The organism is Paraclostridium sp., from assembly GCF_051657365.1.
GTDB lineage: Bacteria > Bacillota > Clostridia > Peptostreptococcales > Peptostreptococcaceae > Paraclostridium.
Genome location: NZ_JBOFKN010000158.1, coordinates 1 through 22,397, shown reverse-complemented (window position 1 = coordinate 22,397; position 22,397 = coordinate 1). Strand labels below are relative to the sequence as shown.

25 protein-coding genes are annotated in these 22,397 nt (G+C 28.2%); 23 read left to right on the top strand and 2 right to left on the bottom strand.

The window, feature by feature from the left end:
• Positions 1 to 56 precede the first annotated feature (56 nt).
• On the top strand, positions 57 to 1,730 hold the full coding sequence (locus tag ACRCYC_RS12080) for a dynamin family protein (protein WP_438619391.1): 1,674 nt from the start codon (positions 57 to 59) through the stop codon (positions 1,728 to 1,730).
• A 43-nt stretch (positions 1,731 to 1,773) separates the two neighbouring features.
• Here ACRCYC_RS12080 and ACRCYC_RS12075 read toward each other — a convergent pair whose 3' ends face one another.
• On the bottom strand, positions 1,774 to 1,992 hold the full coding sequence (locus ACRCYC_RS12075) for a hypothetical protein (protein WP_438619390.1): 219 nt from the start codon (positions 1,990 to 1,992) through the stop codon (positions 1,774 to 1,776).
• Between the two features lie 281 nt (positions 1,993 to 2,273).
• Between ACRCYC_RS12075 and ACRCYC_RS12070 the strand changes: the two genes are divergently transcribed.
• The 14 genes from ACRCYC_RS12070 (at position 2,274) to citG (ending at position 15,860) form a co-directional block, all read left to right on the top strand.
• A complete protein-coding gene (locus ACRCYC_RS12070; protein ID WP_438619389.1) occupies positions 2,274 to 2,876 on the top strand; it encodes a DedA family protein in 603 nt (200 codons plus the stop codon).
• A gap of 136 nt (positions 2,877 to 3,012) precedes the next feature.
• Complete coding sequence (locus ACRCYC_RS12065; RefSeq protein WP_438619388.1) at positions 3,013 to 4,404, top strand: YfcC family protein; 1,392 nt, start codon at positions 3,013 to 3,015, stop codon at positions 4,402 to 4,404.
• A gap of 217 nt (positions 4,405 to 4,621) precedes the next feature.
• A complete protein-coding gene (locus tag ACRCYC_RS12060) occupies positions 4,622 to 6,100 on the top strand; it encodes a YjjI family glycine radical enzyme (protein WP_438619387.1) in 1,479 nt (492 codons plus the stop codon).
• A complete protein-coding gene (locus tag ACRCYC_RS12055) occupies positions 6,100 to 6,939 on the top strand; it encodes a YjjW family glycine radical enzyme activase (protein WP_438619386.1) in 840 nt (279 codons plus the stop codon). Before ACRCYC_RS12060 ends, ACRCYC_RS12055 begins: the two co-directional genes overlap by 1 nt.
• A gap of 153 nt (positions 6,940 to 7,092) precedes the next feature.
• On the top strand, positions 7,093 to 7,614 hold the full coding sequence (gene lepB / locus ACRCYC_RS12050; RefSeq protein WP_438619385.1) for a signal peptidase I: 522 nt from the start codon (positions 7,093 to 7,095) through the stop codon (positions 7,612 to 7,614).
• A 91-nt stretch (positions 7,615 to 7,705) separates the two neighbouring features.
• Complete coding sequence (locus tag ACRCYC_RS12045) at positions 7,706 to 8,392, top strand: GntR family transcriptional regulator (protein ID WP_438619384.1); 687 nt, start codon at positions 7,706 to 7,708, stop codon at positions 8,390 to 8,392.
• Positions 8,393 to 8,583: 191 nt separating this feature from the next.
• A complete protein-coding gene (gene citD / locus ACRCYC_RS12040) occupies positions 8,584 to 8,868 on the top strand; it encodes a citrate lyase acyl carrier protein (RefSeq protein WP_438619383.1) in 285 nt (94 codons plus the stop codon).
• 11 nt (positions 8,869 to 8,879) lie between these two features.
• Positions 8,880 to 9,788 (top strand): aldolase/citrate lyase family protein, encoded by a 909-nt coding sequence (locus ACRCYC_RS12035; protein ID WP_438619382.1) that lies wholly within the window; start codon positions 8,880 to 8,882, stop codon positions 9,786 to 9,788.
• Complete coding sequence (gene citF, locus ACRCYC_RS12030; RefSeq protein WP_438619381.1) at positions 9,778 to 11,331, top strand: citrate lyase subunit alpha; 1,554 nt, start codon at positions 9,778 to 9,780, stop codon at positions 11,329 to 11,331. The genes ACRCYC_RS12035 and citF overlap by 11 nt, the downstream gene beginning before the upstream one ends.
• An 81-nt stretch (positions 11,332 to 11,412) precedes the next feature.
• On the top strand, positions 11,413 to 12,774 hold the full coding sequence (citS, locus tag ACRCYC_RS12025; RefSeq protein WP_438619380.1) for a citrate/sodium symporter CitS: 1,362 nt from the start codon (positions 11,413 to 11,415) through the stop codon (positions 12,772 to 12,774).
• Between the two features lie 79 nt (positions 12,775 to 12,853).
• Complete coding sequence (locus tag ACRCYC_RS12020) at positions 12,854 to 13,279, top strand: phosphate-starvation-inducible PsiE family protein (RefSeq protein ID WP_438619379.1); 426 nt, start codon at positions 12,854 to 12,856, stop codon at positions 13,277 to 13,279.
• Complete coding sequence (locus tag ACRCYC_RS12015) at positions 13,272 to 13,475, top strand: hypothetical protein (RefSeq protein WP_438619378.1); 204 nt, start codon at positions 13,272 to 13,274, stop codon at positions 13,473 to 13,475. Before ACRCYC_RS12020 ends, ACRCYC_RS12015 begins: the two co-directional genes overlap by 8 nt.
• An 11-nt stretch (positions 13,476 to 13,486) precedes the next feature.
• Positions 13,487 to 14,512 carry a [citrate (pro-3S)-lyase] ligase gene (gene citC / locus ACRCYC_RS12010; protein WP_438619377.1) on the top strand — a complete coding sequence of 342 codons (1,026 nt, stop codon included), beginning with the start codon at positions 13,487 to 13,489 and terminating at the stop codon, positions 14,510 to 14,512.
• Positions 14,493 to 15,860, top strand: a complete 1,368-nt coding sequence (gene citG / locus ACRCYC_RS12005) for a triphosphoribosyl-dephospho-CoA synthase CitG (protein ID WP_438619376.1) — start codon at positions 14,493 to 14,495, stop codon at positions 15,858 to 15,860. The genes citC and citG overlap by 20 nt, the downstream gene beginning before the upstream one ends.
• A gap of 18 nt (positions 15,861 to 15,878) precedes the next feature.
• On the opposite strand, the gene ACRCYC_RS12000 is transcribed toward citG, so the two are convergent.
• Complete coding sequence (locus ACRCYC_RS12000; RefSeq protein WP_438619375.1) at positions 15,879 to 16,556, bottom strand: GntR family transcriptional regulator; 678 nt, start codon at positions 16,554 to 16,556, stop codon at positions 15,879 to 15,881.
• Positions 16,557 to 16,883: 327 nt separating this feature from the next.
• Here ACRCYC_RS12000 and ACRCYC_RS11995 point away from each other — a divergent pair, with 327 nt between their 5' ends.
• The 8 genes from ACRCYC_RS11995 (at position 16,884) to ACRCYC_RS11960 (ending at position 22,393) form a co-directional block, all read left to right on the top strand.
• Positions 16,884 to 18,284 (top strand): oxaloacetate decarboxylase subunit alpha, encoded by a 1,401-nt coding sequence (locus ACRCYC_RS11995; protein WP_438619374.1) that lies wholly within the window; start codon positions 16,884 to 16,886, stop codon positions 18,282 to 18,284.
• 17 nt (positions 18,285 to 18,301) lie between these two features.
• Complete coding sequence (locus ACRCYC_RS11990) at positions 18,302 to 18,601, top strand: OadG family protein (protein ID WP_438619373.1); 300 nt, start codon at positions 18,302 to 18,304, stop codon at positions 18,599 to 18,601.
• 49 nt (positions 18,602 to 18,650) lie between these two features.
• Positions 18,651 to 19,007, top strand: coding sequence for a biotin/lipoyl-containing protein (locus ACRCYC_RS11985; protein ID WP_438619372.1), 357 nt, complete (start codon positions 18,651 to 18,653; stop codon positions 19,005 to 19,007).
• Positions 19,008 to 19,042: 35 nt separating this feature from the next.
• Entirely contained in the window at positions 19,043 to 20,167 is a 1,125-nt protein-coding gene (locus ACRCYC_RS11980) for a sodium ion-translocating decarboxylase subunit beta (RefSeq protein WP_438619392.1), read from the top strand.
• Positions 20,168 to 20,341: 174 nt separating this feature from the next.
• Positions 20,342 to 20,884 carry a biotin transporter BioY gene (locus tag ACRCYC_RS11975; RefSeq protein WP_438619371.1) on the top strand — a complete coding sequence of 181 codons (543 nt, stop codon included), beginning with the start codon at positions 20,342 to 20,344 and terminating at the stop codon, positions 20,882 to 20,884.
• On the top strand, positions 20,878 to 21,264 hold the full coding sequence (locus ACRCYC_RS11970; protein WP_438619370.1) for a DUF1284 domain-containing protein: 387 nt from the start codon (positions 20,878 to 20,880) through the stop codon (positions 21,262 to 21,264). The genes ACRCYC_RS11975 and ACRCYC_RS11970 overlap by 7 nt, the downstream gene beginning before the upstream one ends.
• Positions 21,265 to 21,283: 19 nt before the next feature.
• On the top strand, positions 21,284 to 21,583 hold the full coding sequence (locus tag ACRCYC_RS11965; RefSeq protein WP_438619369.1) for a hypothetical protein: 300 nt from the start codon (positions 21,284 to 21,286) through the stop codon (positions 21,581 to 21,583).
• Between the two features lie 135 nt (positions 21,584 to 21,718).
• Complete coding sequence (locus ACRCYC_RS11960; RefSeq protein ID WP_438619368.1) at positions 21,719 to 22,393, top strand: response regulator transcription factor; 675 nt, start codon at positions 21,719 to 21,721, stop codon at positions 22,391 to 22,393.
• The last annotated feature ends 4 nt before the right edge of the window (positions 22,394 to 22,397 follow it).

Sequence of the window (22,397 nt, the reverse complement as noted above, 5' to 3'; positions counted from 1 at the left end):
TCATGTATTATTTATAAATAATATTAATAATCTAATAGAAAAGTGGGGGGATTAAAATGAAAAATTTAAATAATTATACTGAAGAAATTAAATATGTATTTATAGAATCTCCAATTAGAAATTACTTATTAAATGAAATAAGTATACCATTTAAAAAAGTTATACAATATAATTTAGAAGATGTAATGAATAACTTAGAGATTCTTTTAGAAAAACCTATTAGTCCTTTTAAAATAGCTATTATAGGAGAAGTTAAATCAGGAAAGTCAACCTTAGTAAATTCTATAGTAGGTAAAGAAATTTCTGAAGTAGATGTTTTAGAAGCTACATCTACTATAATAAATGTATATTATAGTGAAGAATCAAATTTGAAGGTAGATAAGGAATGTATAAATATAGGAGTTAATTCTGATTTTTTAAAAAATATAAACTTAGTTGATACGCCGGGATTAAAAAGCATAACTACAAATAATGAAAGTAAAACTATGAAATATATACAAAACACAGATTTTATTTTATTTGTATTTGATTCAACTCATATAGGGCAAGAAGATATTAAGGATTCTTTAGAATTAATACACTCGTATGGTAAGCCTATAGTAGGAGTATTGAATAAATGCGATTTACTAGAATGTGAGTATGAAGAAACTTTGAGTTATGCACGAGAAGAATACGGTTTATATATAGAAGAATTCTTTTTAATATCATCTTATCTAGAATATCAAAATTCTATAAGTAAAAAGGCTACTGCTAAATTAACTGATATAATTATTGAGTATCCTGTAAATCTAAGTAATAATTACAATAAATTAATAGAATTATTAAGTAATATTTCTATTAATACAGATAATATAAAGTTAGAAAGTATAATTGCATCTGTTGATGCATTAAAGCACAAAGAAAAAATATATCATTATGAATATTTAAAATCTCTAGAGATGATAGAGTCTGAAATGATAAGCCATAAAAATTTATTGAAAAATAAATATGACTATATAGAAGCTAAGATGGAATTTGAAATAAATGAATGGATTAATAAAAAATTTTTAGTTGAAGAGATATCTAGAATAAATAAGAGTGTGGAAATAGCTAATGATTATATAAATGAAAGTTATATAAATAATATTATAAATGATAAGAAAATGGAATTAGATGAATTGTTTTTTTATGAATGGGATGAATGTATAAAAGAAGTAAATGAAATAAGTAATAAAAACATAAAGAAATTTGTAAATAATATAAATTATATAGATTGTGAAATTGATTTACCAAAGGTGAAATTAAGCGAAGAAGATATAAATATAAATGAAATGCTAGCAACCATAGGTACAGGTGCTATACTTGGAGCAACTTCAGGAAGTGCGGTAGCAATGTATGCTGCAGCACTAGGAACATCTGCTCATAGTTTGACTATAGGAACTGCTATGCTTACTTATTGTCCACCACTTCTTTTAGCAGGAACTTTAACTGGCGGTATTGGAAAAATAGCATATGACAAGTTAAAAAGAGAACAAATAAATAAAGATATATTAATTGATATAGAAGAATTTAAAGAAAGTATAAAAGATGATATAAAAAATATGTTAATTGGAACTTATATTAAAGCTAGCGATGAAATCATAAAAATTAATCAAGGTATATTTGAAAGTTCTAAAGAAATATATCTTAATGAGTATGAAATAGAATCGTTAAAAGAAAAATTAAAACTATATATAGATGAATTAAAATAAAAGATACAAAGCGTTAATAATTAATTAACGCTTTGTATTTTTATCAACACTTATTGTACATTTTAAACAAAGAAAGGGCTATTTCTCCAGTTAGTTTATTAAAACTATTATCTGATTTTAAAATGTTTTTTCTAATATGAAATGAATTGAAATCAAATTTGCTTTTTAAAGCTAAATTAGATATATAACTATATCTTATACAAACTATAGATAAAAAATAAATTAAAAATAACATGAAAATGACTAAAATTAGTATAGACATATACAAACCCCCCAAAAGTTCATTAAAGTAATGCCTTATACTTAAATTGTACAACCAATAGTGTGAAATTTCAAAACATTACTAAATACAATTTGTGAGCAAAATAGCTATGAAATACAAAAATACAATATTGAACAAATCAAATTATAAATATTTATGTAAAATTAAGGTATAAAATGTATAACGAACTTGATATAGATATATTTCATATGGTATTATAATAAAGTACAGTACTGTTTAAAACATAGTAGTGTATAAATTCAATCAAAAGAGGTGTAGTGTTGGATACTAGATTATTAATAGAAGAATTTATGGTGAACTATGGATTAGTAAGTATTTTTATTATTGTTGCACTCGAATATGCAAATCTTCCTCTACCTAGCGAAGTCGTTTTACCAGTAGTGGGTATATTTGCATGTGAATATAATATAGATTTTATACAAGTATTAATGGTATCTACATTAGGAGGTGTAGTTGGCTCTATAATAAATTATTATTTAGGGTTAAAGTTTGGGAAACCTCTAATAGATACGTTATCTATAAAATTTCCAAGTACTAAAAAATCAATAAGAGCATCTTATTCTTGGATAAAAAAATATGATAGATTATCAATTATGATATCTAGATTGGTGCCAGTTGCAAGAACTTTTATATCAATCGTTGCAGGAGTTATAAAGATGAATATAATAGCATTTATAATATATTCTACAATAGGAATAACTATATGGAACGCAATATTGATATCATGTGGATATTTACTAGGCGACAATTTAAATCTTATAACATCTATACTTAAACAATACTCATTGGTAGTAGCTATATTAATAATTATAATTGTGATTATTTATATATTTAAAAATAATTTTAAATTTAAAAGAAAATAAAAAATCTTTTATGAGAAAAATTAGAAGTTATAGAATGTTAAAATAATTTCTAAATTTTACTATAATAGTTATTTAATTTACAAATTATGATATAATTCTACATAAAAATTAAATAATGTAAATAGGAGATTTAGTAATGCTTAAATTAAAGAAAAAACTAGCTATACCGCATACTTTTACTATAATATTTTTACTCATAGTATTAATTGCGGTGCTTACTTGGATAATACCAAGCGGGGAATTTCAACGAGTTGATATAGGTGGAAGAATGGTAGTAAAACCTGGGACATATCATCAAGTAGAATCTAATCCTCAAGGAATACAAGATATATTTTTAGCGCCTATAAATGGATTTGTAGATGCGGCTGAAGTAGTTGGATTTGTATTATTAGTAGGAGGAGCTTTTGGAATAGTTAATAAGACAGGAGCGATAGAATCGGGAATAAATCATGTAGTTAAGAAGTTAAATGGATTGGAGGTTCTTATAATACCAGTATCTATGATACTATTTGGATTAGGAGGATCAACATTTGGAATGAATGAAGAAACACTCCCTTTTTATATGATATTTATTCCATTAATGACAAATTTGGGATATGATTCTTTAACTGCAATAAGTACTGTATTTTTAGGATCTGGATCTGGGGTTTTAGCGTCAACGATAAACCCATTTTCAGTAGGAATTGCTCAAGCATTAGCAGATATAGCACCAGGGTCAGGAATAGGATATAGAGCTATTATATTTGTAATAATTATAACAATATCAATTTCATTCGTAATGCTATATGCGAGTAAGGTAAAAAAAGATCCAAAAGAATCTATAGTTTATGAATTAGATAAAGAACATAAAAAACATTTTATAATGGATGAGTCAAACATAAAGCAGTTTACATTAAAAGAAGCTATTGTGCTAGCTATATTCATAGGTGGAATGGGTATTATGGTTTATGGCGTTTTAAAGATGGATTGGTATATACCTGAAATAGCTATGATTTTTTGCATGATAGGTATTTTTTCAGGCATATTTGGGGGACTCAAACAAGATGAAATTGTTGATTCATTTTTATCGGGTGCTTCTGATTTAGTATCTGCAGCACTTGCAATTGCACTTGCTCGTGGAATAGTTATAGTTGCACAAAATGGACATATAATAGATACTTTACTAAATTATTCTGCAGATATGCTAAGTAAACTACCTAAATTTGTATTTATAAATTTATCTTTTGTGCTTGAATCTTTCTTAGCATTTTTAATTCCTTCATCATCAGGATTAGCATCACTTACAATACCAGTATTAGCACCACTTTCAGATTTAGTAGGTGTGTCTAGCCAGTTGATAGTTACGGCTTATCAATTTGGAACTGGACTTATAAACTTAATAACACCAACATCAGGAGTGTTAATGGGAGCTTTAGCTTTTGCAAAAGTACCTTGGTCTAGATGGGTAAGATTTGTAGCTCCTTTATTTGGAATAATGATATTAGTCTGTATAGCTTTTTTAACTATTGGATTATATATAGGGTATTAAGGATAAAAAATGATATTAAAATATTCAATAAAATATTTTAATATCATTTTTTATATTTCAATAAAAGTATATGTGACTAAAAGGTATAAATATAAATTATTCTCAATCAAGAAAACGTTTTAAAGATGACGCTAAATAAAAGTTTATTAGTATTAACAAAAGTTTATTAGTGTGATAGAATTGATATAACAAATACATAACAATGGAGGATTAAGTAATGAACAGTATAGAACAAATATTACACTCTACGGATATGCAATATCATGAGAAGAGAGCAACTATGGCGAGATTAGCAGAGGATTCTTTATCTCCTTTAAAAATAAGTGATGAAACAAAATCATATTTAAATAGAAAAATTTTATGTGATATGAATGAAGGTACGAGACCTTATAGACCTAGATATGTGCTACCTGATTATGTTAAATTTATAAAAAAAGGTAGTGAATATTTAGATATAGAGCCCCCGAAAGATTTATATGAAGCAGTTAATGCTTTAATGATAATTTATAGATATGTCCCTTCTATAACTGGATATCCAGTATATGTAGGTCAAATTGATGATGTACTTGAACCGTTTATAGATACTGTGAGTGAAAAAGAAGCTTATAACTTAATAAAGATGTTACTTATAAATATAGATAGAAATTTACCGGATGCATTTGTTCATATGAATATAGGACCAAAAGACAGTAGGGTCGCAAGATTAGTAATACAAATAGAAAGAGAGTTAAGAAAAACGATACCTAATGTTACTTTAAAATGTAATGAAGAAACTCCAGATGATCTTATAAAATATGCAATAGAGTCAGCTCTTGAAAATATAAAACCATACTTTGTAAATCATAAGTTGATGACTAAAGATTTAGGAGAAGACTATGGCGTAGTTAGTTGTTATAACTCTTTAAGAATAGGCGGAGGAGCACATACATTAACAAGAATTAACTTAAAGGCATTAGCTATGGAAAGTGATAATTATGAAGATTTCATGGAAAATAAACTTCCAGAAGCTGTTAAAGCATTAGCAGACCTTACTAATGCAAGAATAAAGTATTTAGTAGAAGAAGTTAAGTTTTTTGAAAGTTCATTCTTAGCTAAAGAAGGATTGATAGATTTAGATAAATTTACATCAATGTTAGGAATATATGGAACATTTGAATGCGTAGAAATTTTTACAGGGAAACAAATGGGACATGATGAAAAGGCAAATGATATTGCTGAAGAGATATGCAAAAAATTTGCTCAATTAGTTGAATCTGAGAATGCTATATATTGTGGAGGAACAAATGGAAAACATGGAGTTCATGCACAGGGAGGATTAGAATCAGATATAGATACTACACCAGCTATAAGAATTAAGTATGGTTGTGAGCCTAATGTATTTGATCATATAAATTTATCAGGTAGACTTCATAAATATTTTAATACGGGGTGTAGTGATATATATTTATTTGATGAAACTGCTAAAAATAACATAGATGGCATGCTAAGAGTTGTAAAGGGTGCCCTTGAGAACGGAATAAGAGTTTTATCTATAAATAGTAATTCTTCAGAATTTGTTAGAATAACTGGATACTTAGTCAAAAAGAGTGATATAAATAAATTCAATGAAGGCGAAAGTTTAAGAGAAGACTCTGTAGTATTAGGAGCATTAACTATGAAAAATGGAATAGGAGAAAGAAAGGTTAGAAATTTATAATGAAAGCTCCTGTCAATAAAATTATAAATATGAGCTTTATTGATGGTCCGGGATGTAGAATAAGTATATTTTTACAAGGCTGTAATATGAAGTGTATATATTGTCATAATCCAGAAACACAAAATATATGTAAATCTTGTAAAAAATGTTTAAATACATGTAAAGTAGGTGCAATAAAGTTTGATGATACTATAATTTATGATAAAGATAAATGTATGAATTGTGATGAGTGTATAAATGTATGTAATAATTATTCATCTCCTAAAATTACATATTATACACCAAAGCAACTATTTGACTATGTAAGTAAATATAAAAGTCTGATAGATGGAGTAACCTTCTCTGGAGGCGAATGTACTCTATATAGTAATTTTATAATAGAGTTTACTAAAATAGTTCATAAAGAAACTAATCTTAATGTCTTTATAGATACTAATGGGAATATAAATAAAAAAGATGCAGATAATCTTTTGAAAAGTGTAGATGGTTTTATGTTTGACTTAAAAGCTTTTGAAAATAACATTCATAAAAAAGTTACGGCAATAGAAATTGATGTAGTTCTAGAGAATATAAAAAAATGTTCTGAATCTAATAAATTATACGAAATTAGAACTGTTTTGATAGAAGATATAAATGATAATGAAAAAGTATTTCATAGTGAGTTAGAATATATATTAAATTTAAACCAGTATACTAAATTTAAATTAATACCATTTAGAAATTATGGAGTTAAGGGAGAATTATCTAATTTTAGAGATTATCCGAAAGAAAAATACAATAAATACTATCAAAAAGCGAAAGAAGTATTAAAAGAAAGAATGTTAAACCCTATTATTTAATATAATAAGTATATATGTAACCCTAGATAATAAATTGTTATCTGGGGTTTTTTTATAGGAGAAGATAGCGTACGAAAGGCAAGAAATAGCAAAGGACATATATTTATAAAAATAGAAAACTAATTATATAAATATATGTATGGAGGGTTTGCTATGAAAAATAAAGTTTTTGAATGGGTAAAGGTTATAATCTTAGCTGCATTTATGGGAGGTATAGTAACCTATTTTGCTGTTCCTACTGTAGTTAGTGGTGAATCTATGTACCCGACTATAAATACTGAAGATTATTTAATAATAAATAAGTTAGCATATAAAAGTGATAATCCAAATAGAGGTGATATAGTCGTTTTTAAAACAGATTTAAAAAACGAAGAGGAAAATAAAAAAAGCTTGGTTAAAAGAATAATAGGATTACCGAATGAACATCTCGTAATAGAGGGCGGAGAGGTATATATAAATGATGTAGTCGTAGATGAACCATATATATGTGATGAATATACAGATGGAAATATAGATATTATTATACCGGAAGGTAGCTATTTTGCTATGGGTGATAATAGATTTGTAAGTAAAGATAGTAGAGATGAAGATGTTGGAGTTATAAATAAAGGTGATATAGTTGGAGAAGTAAGCTTGAGATTATTCCCATTTGAAGATTTAGGAATTATTAATTAATTGTAATTTATAAAAAATTTGTATATTAAAGCATTAGGAACTATAATACTATTAAGGGAAAAAATAGTTGAATTTAAGGATGTAGATATATATGAATATTATTTTAAATAAAGTTGAGAATGACGATTTAAGGCCGATTAGAGAGATTGTTTTACATGAAATTAGAAATGCTATATTCGATGGAAAGTTAAATCAAGGAGATAGATTAATTGAAAATCACATAGCTGAGATTATGGGTATTAGTAGAACTCCTGTAAGAGAAGCTTTAAGGCAATTGGAGATAGAGGGATTAGCAGTTAATGTTCCTAGAAAAGGTACGCTGGTTAAAGGAATATCTAAAGAGGATGCAATTGAAATATATGATATAAGAGAAGTTTTAGAGGGATTAGTTTCAAGATTAGCTTGTTTGCATATTACTAGAATAGAAATAAGAAGACTAAATGAAATTATAAATGAAATGGAATATTGTATAAGCAGTGGCAACAATATGGAATATATTAAGGCTCATAACGAGTATAATGAAATATTATTAAATGCAAGTAAAAATAAAAGGCTTATAGAACGACTAGAGACTATATATGATTATTTGAAAAGTTTGAGAAAAGTAAGTTTATTGACTGACGAAAGAAGGAAAGAAGCTCTTAAAGAGCATAGGGATATAGTTAAGGCTATTGAAGTTGGAGATGAAGAAGCAGCAGAGAAGGTAGCAAGAGTACATGTGTATAATGCAAAAAAAGCATTTATAAAAGCATGTAAATCTAAAAATAAAGAAAAATAAGTATCAGTGTTTACTGGTACTTATTTTTTTGCAATAAAAACACTAAAAATACACAAGTTATGCAAATGTTTTCTTGAATGGGGAAATTTTGTATGCTAAACTTAGTTTAAGTATACTAAACATATAAATTGTATACAATTTATATGTTAAAAAAACAAATAATAAGTAATAAAGAAAAGGAGCAAAAAAGTATGGAATTAATAGTAACAGCTAGTGCTGGTACGCTAGAGTCAAGTGACATTCAGATAATTATAGAGCCTAATGGCGATGGTATAGAATTGAATCTTGAAAGTACAGTAATAGCTCAATTTGGGGAGCAGATAGAAAAAGTAATAATAGAAACTTTAAAAAGTTTAAATATAGAAAATGCTAAGATATTTGCTAATGATAAAGGGGCAATAGATCCAGTTATAAAAAGTAGAGTACAAACAGCTGTATATAGATCAGCTCAAAATATAGAATATAAATACATATAAGGAGAAAAAGTATGAAACTAAGACGTTCAATGTTGTTTGTTCCTGGAAATAATCCGGGATTAATAAGAGATGTACACATATATAAGCCAGATTCAATTATGCTAGACTTAGAAGATGCTATAGCAATAACAGAAAAAGATTCGGCTAGATTTTTAGTATATAATATGTTAAAAGAATTAGGGGATTATTATAAAGAATTAGATATAGAAACAGTAGTCAGGATAAATGCTTTAGACACAGAATTTTGGAAAGAAGACTTAGAAGCAGTTGTAAGAGCTGGAGTTGATATAATAAGAATACCAAAAACAGATACTCCACAAGATGTTTTGACTGTAGAGTCGGAAGTAGAGAGAATAGAAAAAGAAATAGGTGTAGAGGTCGGAACTACTAGACTTATGGCTGCATTAGAATCTCCTCTTGCAGTAATAAACGCATATCCTATAGCAACTGCATCTAAAAGATTAATGGGAATAGCTTTAAGTGGAGAAGATTTTGTTACTTGCATGAAAACAGATCGTTCACCAGAAGGGCATGAACTACATACGGCAAGAGGTATGGTAGTTTTAGCAGCAAGAGCTGCAGGTGTAAGTGTTCACGATACGGTTTATTCAGATGTTAATAATGATGAAGGATTCTTAAATGAAGCTAAGTTTATAAAACAATTAGGTTTTGATGGAAAGTCATTAATTCATCCAAGACAAGTAGAGTTAGTTCATAAGGTTTATACTCCAAATAAAAAGGCAATAGATAAATCCTACAAAATTGTTAAAGCAACAGAACAAGCTATAGCTGAAGGAAAAGGAGTATTTACAGTAGATGGAAAAATGGTAGATAAACCTATAATAGAAAGAGCTCAACATGTTTTAACATTAGCTAAGGCTGCAGGAGTAAAAGTTGGAGGTGAAAATAGTGAGAATTAAAAGAATTGATGAAAACTTATTGAAAAATATAAAAGGGTATGAAATTAGAAATCCTTATAGTACTGCATTTGGAAAGCAACCTAAAGGTACTATTATGGATTGTGAAAGTGAAAATATAAAAAATATGGTAAAAAGAACTAAAGTAATAAATTCTTTAAAAGAAGCTATAATAAAATCTGGAGTGAAAGATGGTATGACAATATCTTTCCATCACCATTTTAGAGCTGGGGATAAGTTGGTGATGATGGTAACTGATTTGCTAGCTGAAATGGGAATTAAAAATATAAGAATAGCATCTAGTTCACTTGCGAATTGTCATGGAGGATTAGTTGAGCATATAAAAAATGGGGTAGTAAATCGAATAGAAAGTAGTGGGCTTAGAGGTAGGCTGGCAAATGAGATATCAGAAGGCATATTAGGTGAAAATCCAGCAGTTATAAGATCTCATGGAGGCAGAGCTAGAGCTATAGTTGAAGGTGACTTGAAAATAGATGTTGCATTTTTAGCAGCTTCATCAGCTGACTGTATGGGAAATTCAAATGGTGTAAAAGGAAAATCAATATGCGGATCATTAGGATATGCTATGGTAGATGCACAATATGCAAATAAAGTAGTAGTAGTGACAGATACATTAGTTGATTATCCGAACTTTCCGCAAAGTATACCACAAACGCTAGTTGATTATGTTGTAGTAGTTGATGAAATAGGAGACTCGAAAGGCATAATGTCTGGGGCTACGAGATTTACATCAAATCCTAAAGAATTATTAATGGCAAAGAAAGTATTAGATGTAATGTTAGCATCTGGATTATTTAAAGATGGATTCTCAATGCAAACAGGTTCTGGTGGGGCTTCTCTTGCTGTAACTAGATTTGTAAAAGAAGAGTTGTTAAAACAAAATATAAAATGTAGTTATGCATTAGGTGGGATAACTAAACCAATGGTGGAATTGTTAGAAGACGGATTAGTTAATCAATTATATGATGTTCAAAGTTTTGATTTATTTGCAGCAGAGTCTGTAGGTAGAAATGAAAGACATGTTGAAGTAAGTGCCGATTTTTATGCGAATCCATTTAATAAATCTGCAGGAGTAAACAAATTGGACTTTGTTATATTAAGTGCGCTTGAAATAGATGTTGATTTCAATGTAAATGTTATATCGGGTTCCGATGGTGTAATAAGAGCCGCATCAGGTGGACATAGTGATACCTCAGCAGCAGCACAGGTATCTATATTAGTAGCACCTCTTACAAGGGGAAGGATATCTACAATAATAGATAAAGTTACTACTGTAGTTACGCCAGGGTCAACGGTAGATGTTGTAGTTACCGATTATGGAGTTGCGGTTAATCCTAAACGTAATGATTTAAAGAAAAAGTTTATAGATGAGGGAATAAAAATAGTTACTTTAGAAGAATTAAGAACTATAGCTACTAAATTACTAGGAACTCCTAAACAAATAGAGTTTACTGATGAAGTTGTAGCTGTTATAGAGTATAGGGATGGAAGTATAATCGACGTTGTAAAAAAAATAAAAAAGTAAATTAATGGGGTTTATTAATTGGTATAAACAAAGATTATACCAATGGGAATTATATAATTAATATTTGGAGGAGTTGCACAAATGACAACTGTAGATGTAAAAATAAAAAAAGAATCATCGGTAAAATCCAATTTTAAGATGTTTGGAATGCCGTGGCAAATGTTTGCCGTTGTTGCAGGTATAGTGATATTTGCTATGTTACAAGGGAAGTTGCCAGATAACTCACTAGGAGCATTTGCATTACTTTATACTATAGGTATATTATTTGGGACTATAGGTGACAGAATTCCTATTTGGAAGGAATATGTTGGTGGAGGATCTATATTAGCATTTTTAGGGTCAGCGTGGCTAGTATATATAGGATTTATACCAGAATCAACTGTAGAAACTGTTAGAATGTTTATGGATACAGCAGACTTCTTAGATTTATTTATAGCTGTTCTTATAACAGGATCAATACTAGCGGTTAACAGAAAATTATTATTAAAAGCATTTGCTGGATATTTACCAGCTATATTAGGTGGAGTTTCGTGTGCATTTGCACTAGGTATATTAGGTGGAATGATGTTTGGCATACCAGCTAGTGAAATAGCAACTTCGTATGTTTTACCTATAATGGGTGGAGGTACAGGCGCTGGAGCTATACCTATGAGTGAAATATATGCAAGTGTAACAGGAGGAGACCCAGGGAAATTCTTATCCTTTGCATTGTCGATATTAACTATTGCTAATATAGTAGCTATAATAATGGCTGCGATGTTACATAAGTTTGGAGAAACTAAAGTTGGGAATAAGTTTAATGGTAGAGGTGAACTTATACGAAATGCAGAAGACTTATCTAAGTTAGATGATAAGGTAGAAGTTAAAGTTACGGCAAGAGAAGTTGCAGCTGGATTAATATTAGCAGCTACATTCTATGTTGCAGGTAATATATTAGGAGATATGGTTAAAATACCAGAATTTACTTTGTTTGGAATAGATGTAAAGATAGAAATACACAGATTTGCATGGATGGTTCTTTTAGTTGCGGCATGTAATTTATTAAATTTAATACCAGCAGAGTTAAAAGAAGGTTCTAAAAAATTACAAGGTTTCTTCTCTAAACAATTCTTATTAGTTATAATGGTTGGGGTTGGTATAGCACTGACTGATTTAGGGGAAATAATAGCAGCATTTACATTATCTAATGTTGTTATAGCTACATTTATAGTTTTAGGAGCTATAATAGGATCTGGAGTTATAGGATGGATAGTAGGTTTCTATCCTATAGAAACTGCTATAACAGCTGGACTATGTATGGCAAATAGAGGTGGATCAGGAGATTTAGCTGTACTAGGAGCGGCAAAACGTATGGATTTAATATCATTTGCACAAATATCATCACGACTTGGTGGAGGTATGATGCTTGTAATAGCTAGTATAATGTTTGGTATATTTTTCTAAAGGTATATTATAAAAAGGGTGTTGTACAAAGCAACGCTCTTTTTCAACATATTTAAAATATAATGTCAGAGGATATAATATGAGTAAAATTTACAATAAAAGTAAAGTTTTAAAAATATCAGATAGATTTGAATTTATACTAGCTATAGTAGTAATTTTAGTTGTAGTTCTTGGAACTATAGACAGTTTGAGAATAATATGGAATCACTATATTGTAGATTTTACAAATCCAGTACAGTATGAACAGTTAAATGATATTTTAGCACAGATACTATTATTAGTCATAGCTATAGAATTAGTTATAATGCTAACATTACATAAGCCAGAAGCTATATTAGAAGTTCTTTTATATGCTATTGCTAGAAAATTAATACTACTTCCTAAAAAAGAATCTATGGATGATTTTTTCATTGGAGTTATATCAATTGCTATACTGTTTATTATAAAGAAGTATTTAATAAATAAAGAGGTATTAGAAGATACAAAGGAGATTGAACATGGCTAATAAAAAAAGAAAAACTAATAAAGAACTTTTAAGGGAAGCAAGACAAGAAGGAATGTTTAAAGAAGCTGAAGCGTTAGCTAATAAAAAGGTAAAATATACTATAGCGAGTGGAAAAGATGGGGCATTGATAGCTGTAGTGTTATTTTTATTTATGATAGGATTTACTATTGTTAACAAAGTATTTGATATTAGATAGAGAGGTATAGAATGTATTACAATATAGAATCTGTAAATCTTAAATCTAAACATGAGTTTAAGGAAGTAGAATTTTTTTTAAGTGAATTTGGTTTGAAATATGAAAATATAGACTACACAATCGTAATAAAAGAAGAAGACAAAATAATAGCTACATGTTCAAAAAATGGTAAAATATTAAAGTGTTTTGCTATACATAAAGATTACCAGGGGATGGGGATTTCAAATACTTTAATATCTAGTATAACTAATAAATTATTTGAAGAGGGTATATATCACAATTTTATATTTACAAAACCTGAAAATGGACATTTATTTAAAAATCTAGGGTATAAACTAATTATAGAAACTGAGAAAGTTAGTTTATTAGAAATAGGAAACAAAAGCATAGAGAGTAGTTTATTAAATTTGATAAAAAAATACAAAATTGATATAAGAAAAGAATATACAGCTCTAGTTATGAATTGTAATCCATTTACTTTAGGGCATAGATACTTAATAGAAAAAGTGTCAAGTGAAAATAAAAATGTTATAGTGTTTTTAGTAGAAGAAGATAAATCAGTTTTTTCATTTGAAAATAGATTTGAATTAGTGAAAAAAGGAGTTAAGGATTTAAAAAATGTAATTGTAGTAGAAAGTAGCGAATATATAATTTCAAGTGCAACTTTTCCAAATTATTTTTTGAAAGAAAGTGATGATAGTTTAAAAGAGTATACGAAAATCGATTGTAATATATTTGGAAAATATTTTTGTGATAAATTCAATATAAAGTCTAGATATGTAGGTAGTGAGCCATGTTGTATAGTAACAAATATGTATAATGAAAGCCTAAAAGAAATATTACCTAAATATAATGTTAATGTTAATATAGTAGAAAGAATAAAAAATAATGATAAAGTTATAAGTGCATCTAAAGTTAGGTTGTTATTATCTCAAGGTAAAGTTGAAGAAACGAAATCTATAGTTCCAAATGAAACGTATGAATTTTTCTTGAGTGAAGAAGGGGTAAAAATACAATATGAAATTAAGCAAAATTGATGAATTTTTATTAGATAGAGAAGCAAGAGTAAAATTACAAAAAAAATTATTAGAAAAAAATATAGAATCAACCTTAGTAACTGTTAGGGTTAATTATCCAGGGTTAGAAAAATCAAATTTTATAACAGATGAAATACATAAAATAATAAGTGATGAAATAAATGAACTATATAAAAATATAATAATATTAAAACAAGATTATAAAAACTTAGAAGGTTGTATATGTCATTTTTTAATTAATTTAGATATTGTAAAAGTTAAAAATTTAATGATTAAAATTGAAGAAAATCATATCTTAGGAAGATGTGTGGATATAGATGTGTATGCAGTAAGTGAAAATAATATAATAACAATATCACGTAGAGACTTAGATAAAACTAGTAGGAAATGTTTCTTATGCGAACTAGATGCTAAAATTTGCTCTAGAAATCAAAATCACAGTGTAGATGACATAAAAAAATACTTTGAAAATAAATATAAGGAGTATAAACATTACGTACATAAAAGAGATAATATAGCATATAGTCTATCGAATATAGCTTTAAAAGCTATTATAGCTGAGGTATCAACGTATCCATCATTTGGACTAGTATCTCCCCTAAATAATGGTTCGCATAAAGATATGGATTATTATACTTTTTTAGAAAGTGGGTTTGCTATAGTTCCATACTTAGAAGAAATGGCTAAATGCGGATATTCGTATAATAGTATAGAGGATATATTTAATAAACTAAGAAAAATTGGAATAGATGCAGAAAATAATATGTTCGAAGTTACAAATGGTGTAAATACTCATAAAGGTATGATATTTTTAATGGGTATAGTTATAGCTAGCACATCAAATGCTATTTATAATAAAGAGCCATTTGAAAATATAGAAAATATAATAAAGAATATGGTTGGAAATATATTAGAGGATTTTAGTAATCTAAATTATAAAGAAGATTTAAGTCATGGAGAAAAGCTATACATAGAATATGGATTTACAGGCATTAGGGGCCAGGTAAAAAATGGTTTAGATTTTATATTCAATTATGTATTGATTGAATATAAAAAATTAAACTTGAAAGGAAACGACCTTTATTCACATACGTTATTATTACTTATGAGTATAGTACAGGATAGTACTATAGTATATAGACATAATATAGAAACTTTAAATAAAGTAAAAAAGGATTGTGAAAAAATATTATCTGAAGGTGGAATGTGTAGTAAACAAGGAAAAATTTTAGCTTTAAATTTAGAAAAGGAATATATTCAAAATAATATAAGTCCTGGAGGAAGTGCTGATTTATTGTCGGTAGTTATATTTTTAGGTGAAGTTTATGATAGATTAAAAGAAATATAGGATACTCAATTGAGTATCCTATATTTCTTTTAAAACAACATTTAAAGAATCAGATAAGTGTTTTTTTATAACCATTTCAGCTAAATTCTTATCCTTATCTATTATAGCTTTTAATATTTGTCTATGTTCATTTATGGCATTATCTCTTCTAACTGCATCTAATATTGATATATTTCTAAAATGATGTAGATAGTCATTGAGCTGAGATATCATTAATGGAAGTCTATTCATTTTACTAGCTTTATATATAGCTGTATTAAAATCTTTAAAAAGTTTTTGAACCTCAATTAAGTCGCCTTCACAATTTTTGACTTCTGTTAGATCTAGCAATTCATGTATCTGATTTATTTCATGTAGAGTAATATTGTCTATAGCATTATTAATAACTAGTATTTCTAAAGATTCTCGTATTTTATAAACCTCTATAGCATCATCTTTACTAACTCTTTTAACGACAACCCCATATTTAGGTATATATTCAACAAGTTCTTCAGATTGGAGTTTTTTTAAAGCTTCTCGTATAGGTGTTCTGCTAATATTGAGTTTACTAGCATACTCCTTCTCGATAATTCGTTCGCCTACTGGTATTTTACCACTTATAATAGTTGATTTTAAACTATCATAAACAACTTCTCGCAGAGGTTTATTTGTAGAGAAATCTGTATTATCTACAAGTTCGTCAATCCAATTGTACATAAGTAACTACCTTTCAAATTTATAGTATGAAAATGTTTTTTTGATATATATAAAATTTTAACTTAAAACTAGAAAAATACCAATAGTTACATATAAAAATAGACAAAAAATAAAAAAATTTAAATAGTACAAATATTTTGGCACTATATAAAAGTAACCTAAAAAAGTTAAATGCTTAACAAAGAAATGGGTTTTTAAAAAGTACACTAAAAAAACATTAAAAAAGATCAAAAACACTTTAGAAATTAAACGAAACAATATATAATATAACTGAAGTGAATTTTATATTGGGTATATATATTTAAATTTTAGGAGTGTGAGGATATAGTGAGTCAGTTAAAAATAACTGAAACAGCATTAAGAGATGGGCATCAATCTTTAATTGCTACAAGATTAACTACAGATGAAATACTACCTATATTAGAAACTATGGATAAGGTAGGATACCATTCTATGGAAGTTTGGGGTGGAGCAACATTTGATGCATGCATACGTTTTCTAAACGAAGATCCATGGGAAAGATTAAGGGAAATAAGAAAAAGAGTCAAAAATACGAAATTACAAATGCTTTTAAGAGGACAAAATCTTCTAGGGTACAGAAACTATGCTGATGATTTAGTTGATAGGTTTATTAAACTTTCATTGGAAAACGGTATTGATATAATAAGAGTATTTGATGCTTTAAATGATGTTAGAAATATAGAAGCATCTATGAAAGCTATAAAAAAGTATGGTGGACATTGCCAATGTGCGATATCGTATACAACAAGTGATGTGCATACTACTGAATATTATTTAGAATTATTAAAAACTATGGAATCTATGGGAGCAGATTCTATATGTATAAAAGATATGGCAGGGGTTTTAACACCATACAATGCTTATGATTTAGTAAAGAAAATGAAATCTATAAGTAAATTACCGATAGAATTACATACACACTGTACAAGTGGTATAGCGGATATGATATATATGAAAGCTGTTGAAGCTGGTGTAGATATAATAGATACTGCAATATCTCCATTTTCAGGAGGAACATCTCAACCGCCTACAGAGTCGTTGGCTGTAACATTTAGCGAGATGGATAGAAATCCAGGATTAAATATGGAAGCCTTATTAGAGGTTGCAGAGTACTTTAAACCTATAAGAGATAAGTATATGGAAAACGGTACTTTAAATCCAAAAGTATTATTAACGGAACCGCAAACTTTAAACTACAAGGTTCCAGGAGGGATGTTATCGAACTTACTATCTCAATTAAAACAACAAAATGCAACTGAGAAATATGAAGATGTATTAAGAGAAGTGCCTAGAGTTAGAGCAGATCTTGGATACCCTCCGTTAGTTACACCTATGAGTCAAATGGTTGGAACTCAAGCTTTATTTAATGTATTAACAGGAGAAAGATATAAGTTAGTACCAAAAGAGATAAAAGATTATGTAAAGGGACAATATGGAAAAGCACCAGCGCCTATTGATGAAGAGGTTAAGAAAAAGATAATTGGTGATGATGAAATTATAACTGTAAGACCAGCAGATCTTTTAGAAGCAGAATTTGAAAAAATAAAGTTAGAGGCAGGTTCATTAGCTAAATGTGATGAAGATGTAATAACATTTGCATTATTCCCACAAGTAGCACCGAATTTTTTAGAGAATAAATACAATCCAAAAAAAGAAGAAGAGTTAAGTGAAGAAAATGAAATTCACTATATAACAGTAACTATGTAGAAAATGGGTGATAATTAATGTTTAGTAATGAAATAAGTGTAATGGAAGCCATTAATATAACTATATCTAGCATGACTATAGTGTTTTTAACTTTGATACTAATATCTCTTGTATTGGCTTCGTTTAAGTATATATTTAAAGCAAAGCCACAGGTTAAAGAAAATGTAGTTAAAAAAGGTTTAGGATCAAGTCAAAATATTTTTGAAGAAGATGATGAGGAAGACAGAATAGTAGTTGCACTTGCGGCATCTATAATGGCAGGAGATGGAAAAATAAATCCTAATCTTCATGTAAAAAAAATAACAAGAATAAAATAATTAGTTTTTATAGGAATATATAATTAAAGTATTTAAGGGAGAGATAAAAATGAGCGCTAAAACATATCACATAACATTAAATGGAAAAGTTTACGAAGTTGAAATAGAAGAAGTTCAAAAAGGACAAAAGCCACAACCCTCAGTTAGAAGTGCAGCACCACAACCTAAAAATGAAGCTGCATCTACAGGAGCAGGGGAAGCTGTAGAAGCTCCAATGCCAGGAACTATAGTAAATATAATGGTTAAAAATGGAGATTTAGTTAAAAAAGGTCAAGTAGTAGCTATACTTGAAGCAATGAAAATGGAAAATGAAATAGTAGCTCCAATAGATGGAACAGTTGTTTCTGTTGATGTAGAAAAAGGGCAAAATGTAAACCTTGGAGATAACTTAGTACAAATAGGATAATCGTAGAAGAAATAGGGGGCGTTAACGTGTTAGAAATGTTACAGACTTTCTTTGCAAACACGGGGTTTGCAATGGTAGATTATAGACAAATAATAATGATTTTAATAGCTTGCGTATTTTTATACTTAGCTATAGGTAAAGGATATGAGCCATATCTTTTAATACCAATATCTATAGGTATGTTACTTGCTAATATGCCAGGTGTTGATTTAATGAAAGCAGCTACAGACTCTGAAAACGGAGGGTTATTATATTACTTATACCAAGGAACAAAACTTGGAATTTATCCACCATTAATATTTTTATGCATAGGTGCAAGTACAGATTTTGGTCCAATAATTGCAAATCCTAAGACACTTTTATTAGGAGCAGCAGCACAGTTTGGAGTGTTCTTTGCATTTATGGGAGCTATACTTTTAAAGTTCACAGGACCAGAGGCAGCATCAATAGGTATAATCGGTGGGGCAGATGGACCAACAGCAATATATTTAACAGGACAATTAGCACCACATTTATTAGGAACAATAGCACTTGCGGCATATTCATATATGGCATTAGTTCCAGTTATACAACCACCTATAATAAGGGCCTTAACAACTAAAGAAGAACGTATGGTTAAAATGGAACAATTAAGACCAGTATCTAAAACTGAAAAAATAATATTCCCTATAGCTATAATGATATTAGTCATAGGATTATTACCATCAGCAGCACCACTAATAGGGATGCTTATGTTTGGAAACTTAATAAAAGAAAGTGGAGTAGTTCCAAAATTAGTTGAGACTGCGACTGGACCGATGTTATATATTATTACTATAATACTTGGATTAACAGTTGGGGCAACTGCTAATGCAGAAACTTTCTTAACACCACAAACATTAGGAATAACAGCTATGGGGCTTGTAGCGTTTTCTGTTGGAACAGCAGCGGGAGTTATATTTGGTAAGATAATGTATAAACTTACAAAAGGTAAGGTTAACCCAATGATAGGTGCAGCAGGAGTTTCTGCAGTTCCTATGGCAGCGAGAGTTGTACAAAAAGTTGGGCAAGAAGAAAATCCTTCAAACTTCTTACTTATGCATGCTATGGGACCAAATGTTGCTGGAGTTATAGGATCAGCAGTAGCAGCAGGAGTATTATTACAACTATTTGTTAAATAAAAATTTATAAAACTATTTCAAAATAAATTAGCTAAAATTAATGCTAACTATTTATTTTGAAATAGTTTTTTTGTTAACTTTAGAATGTAAAATAGTTGACAAATAAGGATGTAAATATGTAAAATTAATATGTAAACTAAAAAAATGATGAAGTTAACAAATAAGAGGTGTAATATGAAATTAAAAACTAAGGAACTAATAATTTGTGCTATGTTTGCAAGTATAACAGCTATTTTAGCTCAGATATCTATACCAATACCATTTTCAACAGTTCCACTTACTATGCAAGTATTTGCGGTAACTATAAGTGGGGTTATATTAGGAGCTAAAAAAGGATTTATATCACAGTTAATATATGTAATGGTAGGAGCTATCGGTATGCCTATATTTGCTCAAATGAGTGGAGGTTTAGGTATAATATTTGGATATACAGGTGGGTTTATAATAAGTTTTCCTATAATGGCATTATTAATTGGATATGTAAGTGAAAAATATGAGAAGATACCGTATATTATGATTTCTATGATTTTAGCGTTATGTATAAATTACATGATTGGCACTATGTGGTATTCTTTTATAGCTGGAGTTAGTATGATAGAGGGGTTTATAGTATGTGTAGCACCATTTATAATATCAGATATAATAAAAATAAGTTTAGCTACAACTATAGGTATTAATATTAAAAGAAGACTTAAAAAAGAGGTGTTTACATGTTAAAGATAAGACCACACCATTTTTTGTGCATGAAAGCTTTTATAGGCAGAGGATATAGTGAAGATTTTACTTATAACATGATAGATGTAATAAATTCTTTGAATAATAATAAAAGTCAGAAAGTAGAAATTGTAGTTGATTTAGATAATATTTGCTCAAAATGTCCAAACAATACGAATGATAGAATTTGTAGTACGAATGAACAAGTACTTCAAATGGATAAAAAAGTTATGAATCATTTTAATTTAGGATGTGGAATATATGAATATGAAGAAATTAGAAATTTAATATATAATAATATATGTGAAGAAATAATACAGGATATATGTGGAAATTGCAGTTGGTATAGTAAAACGAATTGCAAAAATTTAATATTATTATAATTAAAGGAGCATTTGATAAATGACAAGTAATATATTTGACATAAGTGATGTAATAAGTATAGTTATGGCTATGCTTGAAGATATTGAAAATGAAGAAATTTATGGGATACAAAATGAAGATTTAAATATACCTTTAAATATAAATGATAAGATAGAAGATTTAAGCAATGATGAATGTGAAGAATTTTTTTCTTTAATTGAAGTTATAACAAATAAAGTATATGGTCTTAAAAATGGAGAACTTCATGAATTAAATATTATACACAAAGAAATAATTAATTTTTCAAATGAAAATCTTCAAAAATATATAATTGAATAGATTATTTAAATAGAGATGTTTTTACATCTCTATTTAAATGCAAAAATTTATAATAAGAAAAGATATATTTTTATATTGGTAAATATTTATAATTTATTATAAAATAGTAGATAGAAATACAGAGGAGGAGTACTAATGAAAATCCTTATAGTAGAAGATAATATAAGCTTACTTAAAAGCATAGTAAAAGAACTAGAAACTCATTTTCAAGTTGAAAGTACAGGTAATGGAGAAGAAGCCTACTACCTTATAAGTCAGAATATATATGATCTTGTTGTATTAGATTTAATGCTTCCAGGGATGGACGGAATAGAGATATTAGAAAGTATAAGAAAAAAGAATAAAGATGTATTAGTTTTAATACTTACGGCAAAAGAAAGTTTAGATGATAAGGTAAAAGCATTTATGCTCGGTGCGAATGATTATTTGACAAAACCTTTTTATATGGAAGAATTAGTAGCTAGAATATATGCAATGTTAAGAACTAAAGGTAAATTAGATAATAATAATATATTAGAATTTAAAGATTTAAAGCTTGATTTAAATAAAAAAATAGTAATAATAAATGAAGAAGAAATAGAACTTCCTAATAAACAATTTAACTTATTAGAATATTTGCTTTTAAATAAAGGAACTATATTATTAAAAGAGCAAATATTTGATAGATTATGGGGATTAGATAGCGACTCAACTATAGATATAGTGGAAGTTTACATAAGTAATTTAAGAAAGAAGTTAAGCAAATATGATTATCATAAATATATAGTTACTAAGAGAAGAGTGGGGTATATGTTTGATGATAAACAATGATGTA